Raw genomic sequence first — 8,931 nt, forward strand, 5'->3', positions numbered from 1 at the left:
GCCGGGGGCTGCACCGGCCGCGGCGCGGGCCACAACAACAGGCCCTCCCCCCCCCCGGGGGGGCCCCCCCCGCAACGCGGGGGGGCCCCCGTCCGCGTCGTCAGGTCACCGCGTCGTCAGGTCGTCACGTCGCCATTCCGGGCTGAACACTCCGCACACGTAGCACAGGCAGCACGCGCCGCACACACCGTTTCACCAGCAGAAAAGAAGTCCACCCGCAGCGGACGAGAAAAAAGGCACAGGAGGAAAAACCACTCCCGGCCACTTCTAACTTATAGCGTACGGGGGGCCTTGCGGCAAGGCCCCGGTCGTGCCGCACAATCGTCGACCTGAACCGGAATCCGCGGAAATTTGGGGTCGCGAAAATGCGTGTGCTGTTGTCGACGTACGGGTCCCGCGGGGATGTCGAACCGCTGGTGGGGCTCGCGGCGCGGCTGCGGGAGTCCGGCTCGCAGGTGCGGGTGTGTGCGCCGCCGGACGAGGACTTCGCGCAGCGGTTGGCCCACATCGACGTGCCGCTGGTGCCGGTCGGCCCGTCGGCGCGGGCGCTGACGACAGCGGCGCCGCCGTCGTCGTCGTCCCTGCCGGAGCGTGCGGCCGCGGTGATCGCCGGGCAGTTGGAGGCGGTCACGGCGGCGGCCGAGGGCTGCGACGTGCTGGTGGCCACCGGCATGCTGCCGGCTGCGGCGGGCGCGCTGTCGGTGGCCGAGAAGCTGGGCATCCGCTCCGTGTCGGTGACCTTCCAGCAGCTCACCCTGCCCTCGCCGGGCCGCCCGCCGCTGGCGTACCCGGGCCGGCCGTTCCCGCCGGAGGTGACCGACAACCGGGTGCTGTGGGGCCTGGACGCCGAGAGCATCAACGCGCTGTTCGGCGCGGCGCTCAACACCAACCGGGCGTCGATCGGCCTGCCGCCGGTGGACGACGTCCGCGACTACGTCATCGGCGACCGGCCGTGGCTGGCGACCGACCCGGTCCTGGACCCGTGGCAGGAACCGGCGGACCTGGACGTCGTGCAGACCGGCGCGTGGATCCTGCCGGACCGACGCCCGCTGCCGGCCGGGTTGGAGGCCTTCCTGGCCGCCGGCGCACCGCCGGTGTACGTGGGCTTCGGCAGCATGCCGATGCTCGCCTCCCAGGACGCCGCCCAGGTGGCCGTCGAGGCGGTCCGCGCGCAGGGCCGTCGCGTGGTCGTGGCCCACGGCTGGGCCGGCCCGGGGCGTGTCCGGGCCCCGATCGACGACCGGGGCGACTGCTTCGTCGTCGGCGAGGTCAACCAGCAGGCGCTGTTCGGCCGGGTGGCCGCCGTCGTGCACCACGGCGGGGCGGGCACCACGACGACGGCCACCCGGGCCGGCGCGCCCCAGGTCGTGGTCCCGCAGACCGCGGACCAGCCGTACTGGGCCAGCCGGGTGGCCGAGCTGGGCATCGGCGTGGCACTCGACGGGCCGACCCCGACCACCGAGTCCCTGTCGGCCGCGCTCAGGACGGCCCTCGCCCCCGAGACCCGGGTGTGGGCGACCGCCGTGGCCACCATGATCCGCACCGACGGCGCGGCGCTGGCCGCACAACTGCTGCTCGACGCGGCCGGCCGCTGAGGCGTGCCGGATAATTCCACCCGCCGCCACCCCCGATTTCCCGGCCGACCGCCCGAGGAATCGAAAAGCTCAAAGCACCTGGAGCCAGGTTTGTCCCCCATCTCGTCCTCCCCATCCTCCTCATCCGAGTCCTCTTCGTTCTCCTCGTCCTCCTCGTCCTCCTCGTCCGAACCGAATTCGCCCGCCGACGACTGGCGGTCCGGCGAACTGCGGGCGGAGAACGCGTACGTCGGCAGGCTGTACGAGCGCCTCGAAGCGCAGCGCGCACTCGCGGCCGCCCGGCTGCGCCAGGTCCACCTCCAGGAGAAGGGCGGGACGATCCAGGCCCTCCTGGAGCGCGACACCATGGAGATCCACCACACCCGCCGGCTGGCGGCGCTGCACGCCGCCGAGTACGGGCTGTGCTTCGGCCGGATCGACGACGCCGACGGCGAGCGGCAGTACATCGGCCGGATCGCCCTGTCGGACGACGACCACGAGCCGCTGCTCACCGACTGGCGGGCGGCGGCCGCGGAGCCGTTCTACCGGGCGACGCCCGCCGCACCGGGCGGCGTGGTGGCGCGACGGCACCTGCGGACCAAGGGCCGAACCGTCGTCGACTTCGACGACGACGCCTTCGGCGTGGGCGCCCACGCGGGCCGCAGCGACGCCGAGCTCAGCGGGGAGGGCGCCCTGCTCGCCTCGCTGACGGCGGCCCGGACGGGGCGGATGGGCGACATCGTCTCCACCATCCAGGCCGAGCAGGACCGCGTCATCCGCGACGCGCTCGGCGGCGTCCTGGTCGTGCAGGGCGGCCCGGGCACCGGCAAGACCGTCGTCGCCCTGCACCGCGCCGCGTACCTGCTCTACACCCACCGCGACCGGCTGGCCAAGCACGGTGTGCTGGTCATCGGGCCGAACACGACGTTCCTGCGCTACATCGACCAGGTGCTTCCCGCGCTCGGCGAGAGCGAGGTCGTGCTGAGCAGCATCGGCACGCTCTACCCGGGGGTGACGGGGACCGGCGCCGAGACGCCCGAGGCGGCCGCCGTCAAGGGCGACGCCCGGATGGCCCAGGTCCTCGCCGCCGCGCTGGAGGGCCTGCGGCAGCTGCCGGAGGAGTCGTGGACCATCACCGTGGGCAAGACCTCGCCCTACCACCAGGAGCTCCGGATCGGCCGGGCGCTCTGCGAGCGGGCCCATGCCGCCGCGCACCGGAGCGGCAGGCCGCACAACGCGGCCCGGGCCGACCTGGTGGAGCGGCTCTCCTCGGAGCTGGCCCTGCGGATCGCCCGGGACCAGGGCGGGAAGATGGACCTGGACGCCGTGGCGGACCTCGCCGACGCGCTCGTCGACGAGCCCGAGTTCCAGGCCGTGGCCCAGAAGCTGTGGCCGCTGCTGAACCCGGAGCAGGTGCTCACGAGCCTGTTCGGCTCCCCGGAGCTGCTGGCGAGCGCGATGCCGGACTTCACCGAGGCCGAACGCGCCGCACTGCTGCGCGAACTGCCGGTCCCGGAGCGGGAGTCCGGCGCCGAGGAGGCCGAGGAGGCCGCCGAGGAGCCCGTGACCGCCGCGACCACCCGGACCACCTGGACCGCCGACGACGTGCCGCTGCTCGACGAGGCCGCCGAACTGCTCGGCCCGCTTCCGGGCGCCGCCGTCGCCCGCCGGGCCGAGGCCGCCGCCGAGGCGGCGGAGCTGGAGTTCGCGAAGATCGTCCTCGACGACTTCGGCGTGGGCCTGGTCGAGATGGACGCGAAGATGCTGGCCCGCCAGTACCGCGGCGAGGAGTCGCTCCGGCCGCTGGCCGAGCGCGCGGCCGAGGACCGGACCTGGGGCTACGGTCACGTGATCGTGGACGAGGCCCAGGAACTGTCCCCGATGGCCTGGCGGATGCTGGCCCGCCGCTGCCCCGGCCGTTCCATGACGATCGTCGGCGACCTGGCGCAGACCGGCGCGCCGGCCGGGCTGAGCTCCTGGGGCCAGGCCCTCGACACGTACACGGCGGGACGCTGGCGCACGGTGGAACTCACCATCAACTACCGCACCCCGGCCGAGATCATGCAGGTCACCGAGGGCGTCCTGCGGGCGCTCGACCCCTCGCTCGCCGCCCCCACCGCGGTGCGCAGCGGCGGAACCCGCCCGTGGAGCCTGCGGATCCCCGCGGACGGCCGGGCGGCGGCGCTGCGCGGCGCCGTCGAACGGGAGCTCGCGGCGCTGGACGGCGGCCGGCTGGCGGTCATCCACGCGCCTGACGCCCCGACCGAACTGCTCGACGGGATCGCCGAGTTGGCAGGCGTCTGCATCAACGACGGTCCGGCGTCGCTGGATTCGCCGGCCGTCCTGCTGACGGCCGCCCAGTCCAAGGGGCTTGAGTTCGACGCCGTCCTGGTCGTGGAGCCCACCGAGATCCTCGCGGCGCACGCCCACGGCGTGAACGACCTCTACGTCGCCCTCACCCGTGCGACGAAGTCCCTCGGGGTGCTGCACAGCCGGGACCTGCCGGAGATGCTGCAGGGGCTGGAGCCCCGCTGAGGACGGCGGTCGCTCTCCCGCGCACCAGGGTGCCGACCGCGACGCACGCCAACGCGGCGCCGTAGGCGGCCTGTTGGGCCTCGACCCCGCCCGTCAGATAGAGGTACTGCCCGGCGGCGGGGACGGCGAGCCACTCCCCGCGGCCGGTGAGGCCGACCAGGGCCACCACCAGCAGGCCGTACCAGGGGTAGGCGGGCGCGGCGAGGAGCAGGGCCGTACCGGTGACGAACAGGGCGCCGTCCCAGGGGCGGGCGGGGTCGCCGCGCCGGAGCACCCACAGGGCGACGGCGGCCAGGACCGCCCCGGCGGCCCACGGCAGCAGGGCGTCCGGCAGGAGGAGGGCGAGCAGGCCGAAGCGGTCGAGGTGCCCCTGCTCGTACCCCTCCTCCTTCAGGTAGCCGGGCAGGTAGCCGAGCACGCCGGTGCCGGAGGCGGCGAGGTAGGGCAGGTAGGCCAGGGCGAACGCGCCGAGCGAGGCGCCCAGCAGCAGGGCGTTCTCGCGCGGGCGTCGGCGGGCCAGCGCGCCCGGCAGGGCCAGTGCGGGGATCAGCTTGACCGCCACGGCCGCGCCGAGCAGCGCGCCGGCCCACGTCGCCTTCCGCCGGGCCGCGTACCCGAGGCCCACGACCAGCAGCAGCGCCCCGAGGGTGTCCACGTGCGCGTCGTTGGCCGACCACACCGTCACGCCGGGGCACCACCCCCACAGCGCGGCCCGCCGGCCGCCCCGCCCGATCACGAGCAGCGCCCCCGTGGTCGCCACCGCGAGCAGGGCGCCGGCGGCCTGCATCCCGCGCACCCCTCCCCCGAAGGGGTGCAGGGCGAGGAACCAGGCCTCCGCGACCGGCGGGTAGATGGTGTGCACGGCGGGCCGGTTGATGCGGGTGCAGTCGCCGGCGGCGGTGCGCCGCTCGTCCCAGCCGTCGCAGGCGCCGCCGGTCGGCCACAGGTCGGGGGTGCGCAGCCGGGCGAGCGCCGGGTCGTCCGGGGTGTGCGCGTACGGGGAGGTGCCGGCGGCCTGGACGCGGCCGTCCCAGACGTAGCGGTAGGCGTCGTCGCTGGTGCGCGGCGGGGCGAGCAGGCCGACGGCGGCGACGGCGACGCTCCCGGCCAGGACCAGGGGCACGACCTGACGGCCGCCCACCCGGCGCAGCGCCAGCAGGGCGAGCGCGTACAGGGCGGCGTCGACGGCGTACCAGGCGTACAGCGGCGCGCGGTGGCCGAGCGTGCCGCCGCCGGTGACGGTGAGGGCGAGCGCAGCGGTCAGGGCGGCCAGCGCGAGCAGACAGGGCAGCACGCGGGCGGGCCGGAGGCGGGTGGGCGGCACGCGGGCGGGCCGGAGGCGGATGCGCAGGGGGCGGGTGGGCACGCGCCCACCCTGCCACCGGGCGGCGGCGCGCGACCGCAGCGGCGTGGCGCCGTTCGGATTCCGTAAGCACGTCGTGCCGCCGCGAAACCGGGGCCCGGCGGTTCCATGGACGGGTGACTCCGAACCTCCTTCCGCGATTCCGCTCGGCGCTGCACGAGCCGCGCACCGCCGTGGTGCTCGGCCGCTGGCTGGGCGCCGCGCTGCTGGTGTGCTTTCTGACCGGGCTGGTCAGCCACGCCCTCCAGGACCCGCCCGGCTGGCTGACGCCGTATCTGCTGAGCCGCCCGGTGAACGGCTACCGGGTGACCCAGGGGCTGCACGTGATCAGCGGCCTGGCGGCCGTTCCGTTGCTGGGGGCGAAGCTGTGGACGGTCTACCCGCAGCTGTTCGCGTGGCCGCCGGTGCGCGGCGTGGCGCACGCGCTGGAGCGGCTGGGGATCTTCGTGCTGGTCGCGGCGATGCTGCTGGAGCTGTTCACCGGGCTGTTCGACACCCTGCAGTGGTATCCGTGGCCGTTCCCGTTCCGCCAGACGCACTTCTGGCTGGCCTGGCTGGCCACCGGCGGCCTGTTCGTCCACCTCGCGGCCAAGGGCCCGCTGATCGCGCGGCACTGGCGCCGCCCGGCGGCCGGGCTGCCGCAGCGGCGGGCGTTCCTCGCCGCCGTGACGGCCGCGGTGGGTGCGGTCACGCTCACCACGGCCGGGCAGACCGTCCCCTTCCTGCGCGGGCTGGTCCTGCTGGCCCCGCGCCGCCCCGACCTGGGCCCGCAGGGGCTGCCGGTCAACCGGACCGCCGCGCAGGCCGGGACGGTCACCGTGCCGGCCGACTGGCGGCTCCGGGTGGACGGCCCGCAGCCGTACCGGCTCTCCCTCGCCGAGCTGAACCAACTTCCGCAGTACGACGTGCACTTGCCGATCGCCTGTGTGGAGGGGTGGAGCTTCTCGGCGCGCTGGACCGGGGTGCGGGTGGCCGATCTGCTGGTCCGGGCGGGCGCCCCGGCCGGCTCGGGCCTGCTGATCACCTCGCTGGAGGCGGACGGCCCGTACCGCGAGATGCGGATGCCCGCCGAGTACGCCGTCGACCCGCTCACCCTGCTCGCCCTGCGGATCAACGGCGAGGTGCTGACGGCGGACCACGGCTTCCCGGCGCGGATCATCGCGCCCAACCGGCCAGGGGTCCTGCAGACCAAGTGGGTCGCGCGCCTGGAGGTGATCTGATGCCCCGGTGGCTGCGCGCGGTGCTGCTGCTCGGCGGGCTCGCCCTGATCGGCTTCGGCCTGTCGGGCCTGCTCACCGACTCCTACATCACCGACCCGCTCGACGTAGCGGTCTGGGCGGTGGGCGGGGTGCTGCTGCACGACGGGCTGTGGGTGCCGCTGGTCTGCCTGGTCGGCGCGCGGCTGGCGCGCGACTGGGCGTTGCGCGGCTGGCTGGTCGTCGCGGCGGCGGTGAGCGCGATCGGGCTGCCGGCGGTGCTGCGGGACGGCGAGAACCACGGCAACTCCTCCCTGCTGCCGCTGCCGTACCTGCGCAACTGGCTGCTGGTGCTGGCCGCCACCGCCGGGCCGGTGCTGCTGTTCGCACTCGTCCGGTGGTGGCGGCGGCGCCCGCGGGTCAGACGCCCGGCAGACCCGTCGTGAGCCCGTCCAGGGCGTGCGAGCAGACGCAGTCCCGGGCGGCGGGCAGGCTCTCCAGCGCCTTGAACAGCACCGTGCGCAGCCGGTCGACGTTTCCGGCGAAGACCTCCAGCACCTCGGCGTGGGTGACGCCCTCGCCGCTCTCCACGCCCGCGTCGAGGTCGGTGACCAGCGCCAACGAGGTGTAGCAGAGGCCGAGTTCGCGGGCGAGGACGGCCTCCGGGTGGCCGGTCATGCCCACCACGGACCAGCCGTTCGCGGTGAACCAGCGGGACTCGGCGCGGGTGGAGAAGCGCGGGCCCTCGATCACCACCAGGGTGCCGCCGTCCACCGGCTCCCAGGCCGCGCCCCGGGCGGCGTCCAGGGCGGCGCGCTGCCCGTCCGGGCAGTACGGGTCGGCCATCGAGACGTGCACCACCTCGGGCACCGCCCCGCCGGGCAGCGGCAGGCCGTCGTAGTAGGTCTGCACCCGGCCGGAGGTGCGGTCGACGAACTGGTCGGGCACCAGCAGCGTGCCGGGCCCGTACTCCGGGCGCAGCCCGCCGACGGCGCACGGCCCGAGCACCTGGCGCACGCCCAGGGAGTGCAGCGCCCACAGGTTGGCCCGGTAGTTGATCCGGTGCGGCGGCAGGCCGTGGCCTCGCCCGTGCCGGGGGAGGAAGGCGACCCGGCGGCCGGCCACCTCGCCCAGGAACAGCGCGTCGCTGGGCGGCCCGTACGGCGTGTCGACGCGCAGTTCGGTCACGTCGTCGAGCAGCGCGTAGAGCCCTGAGCCGCCGATCACGCCCAGTTCGGCGCTCGGAGCACCGGTTCCCTGATCGATCGTCATCGTTCGTACCCTTCCTCGGGGAGGCGTCCCGGCCACTCTAGGGTCCGCGCGGCGCCGCCGGTCCTTACGGTTCCGGGACGGCGGGCGGGGCCGGATGGCCGCGGGCCGTCGGGGTGGTCCGGGGCGGCCGAGCGGGTGACTTGCCGGACGTGTCGGCGGCGGCGCACCCCACCCGGCGTGCGTCGGTGGGTGTGCGCCACCTCCGGGTGGTGCGCGCCCTGTTCCCGAAGTTGAGAGCCGCCGATGCCTCCCACCGTTCGTCTTCGCCGCCTCGTCCCCGCCGCCCTGTGCGCGCTCGCCGTGGCCCTCACCGCTCCCGCGGCCCAGGCCGCTCCCCCGGGCCGCGGCCCGGGCACCGACCCCGGCCGGGGGTACGACGGAGGGAGGTACGACTGGGAGAGCGTGGCGGCCTGCGAGAGCAGCGGCGACTGGCACGTCAACACCGGCAACGGCTACTTCGGCGGCCTCCAGTTCGACACCCCCACCTGGCGCGACAACGGCGGCCTCGCCTACGCCCCGCGCGCCGACCTCGCCAGCCGCGAGGAACAGATCGCGGTGGCCCAGCACCTCGCCGGGCGGCGCGGCCTCGCCCCCTGGCCCGCCTGCGGCGCCCGCGCCACCCGCGACCACGACCGCGAGCGGGGCGCCGCCCTTCCCCCGCCGCCCGCACCCGCACCCGCACCCGCCGCTGACAGCGACAGTGCCGGAGCCGAGGCCGGCGACGGCGGGTGGACGGTCCGCGAGGGCGACACCCTGGGCGACCTCGCCGAAACCCTGCGCGTGCCCGGCGGCTGGCCCGCCCTCTACGCGCTCAACCGCGCCGCCATCGGCGACGACCCGGACCTCATCCAGCCGGGCACGGTGCTGCGCCTGCCGTCCTGAACCCGGCTCCCGCACAGCAGTCGGGGGGCCCGCGCGCGGCGCGGCCGCCGGGGGGGGCCGGCGGGGGGGGCGGGGGGGCGGGGCGCCGGCTCGGGCGGCGGGGGCGCGC

At 75.7% G+C, this 8,931-nt stretch carries 7 protein-coding genes; 5 read left to right on the forward strand and 2 right to left on the reverse strand.

Features of this window, described 5'->3' with window-relative positions:
* Positions 1-365: 365 nt before the first annotated feature.
* Positions 366-1,595 (forward strand): glycosyltransferase, encoded by a 1,230-nt coding sequence (locus ACFV6D_RS28365; protein WP_380561577.1) that lies wholly within the window; start codon positions 366-368, stop codon positions 1,593-1,595.
* 90 nt (positions 1,596-1,685) lie between these two features.
* Positions 1,686-4,109: a HelD family protein gene (locus tag ACFV6D_RS28370; protein ID WP_380561579.1), complete on the forward strand. Its 2,424-nt coding sequence runs from the start codon at positions 1,686-1,688 to the stop codon at positions 4,107-4,109.
* Here the strand turns inward: ACFV6D_RS28370 and ACFV6D_RS28375 are convergent.
* On the reverse strand, positions 4,030-5,475 hold the full coding sequence (locus tag ACFV6D_RS28375; RefSeq protein WP_380561581.1) for a glycosyltransferase 87 family protein: 1,446 nt from the start codon (positions 5,473-5,475) through the stop codon (positions 4,030-4,032). The two genes, ACFV6D_RS28370 and ACFV6D_RS28375, sit on opposite strands and share 80 nt — an antisense overlap.
* A 113-nt stretch (positions 5,476-5,588) precedes the next feature.
* Here ACFV6D_RS28375 and ACFV6D_RS28380 point away from each other — a divergent pair, with 113 nt between their 5' ends.
* Both ACFV6D_RS28380 and ACFV6D_RS28385 read left to right on the forward strand, forming a co-directional pair.
* Entirely contained in the window at positions 5,589-6,692 is a 1,104-nt protein-coding gene (locus ACFV6D_RS28380; protein WP_380561583.1) for a molybdopterin-dependent oxidoreductase, read from the forward strand.
* Positions 6,692-7,114 (forward strand): hypothetical protein, encoded by a 423-nt coding sequence (locus ACFV6D_RS28385; RefSeq protein WP_380561585.1) that lies wholly within the window; start codon positions 6,692-6,694, stop codon positions 7,112-7,114. The genes ACFV6D_RS28380 and ACFV6D_RS28385 overlap by 1 nt, the downstream gene beginning before the upstream one ends.
* Here ACFV6D_RS28385 and ACFV6D_RS28390 read toward each other — a convergent pair.
* Positions 7,089-7,940, reverse strand: coding sequence for an S-methyl-5'-thioadenosine phosphorylase (locus tag ACFV6D_RS28390; RefSeq protein ID WP_380561587.1), 852 nt, complete (start codon positions 7,938-7,940; stop codon positions 7,089-7,091). The genes ACFV6D_RS28385 and ACFV6D_RS28390 overlap by 26 nt on opposite strands.
* A 243-nt stretch (positions 7,941-8,183) precedes the next feature.
* Here ACFV6D_RS28390 and ACFV6D_RS28395 point away from each other — a divergent pair, with 243 nt between their 5' ends.
* Positions 8,184-8,822: a transglycosylase family protein gene (locus ACFV6D_RS28395; RefSeq protein ID WP_380561589.1), complete on the forward strand. Its 639-nt coding sequence runs from the start codon at positions 8,184-8,186 to the stop codon at positions 8,820-8,822.
* Positions 8,823-8,931: the final 109 nt, after the last annotated feature.

The organism is Kitasatospora sp. NPDC059812, assembly GCF_042732075.1.
Taxonomy (GTDB): Bacteria; Actinomycetota; Actinomycetes; order Streptomycetales; family Streptomycetaceae; genus Kitasatospora.

Coding starts and splice junctions, on each gene's coding strand:
- ACFV6D_RS28365 (WP_380561577.1), top strand. CDS start 366: ATGCGTGTGCTGTTGTCGACGTACGGGTCCCGCGGGGATGTCGAACCG.
- ACFV6D_RS28395 (WP_380561589.1), top strand. CDS start 8,184: ATGCCTCCCACCGTTCGTCTTCGCCGCCTCGTCCCCGCCGCCCTGTGC.
- ACFV6D_RS28385 (WP_380561585.1), top strand. CDS start 6,692: ATGCCCCGGTGGCTGCGCGCGGTGCTGCTGCTCGGCGGGCTCGCCCTG.
- ACFV6D_RS28390 (WP_380561587.1), bottom strand. CDS start 7,940: ATGACGATCGATCAGGGAACCGGTGCTCCGAGCGCCGAACTGGGCGTG.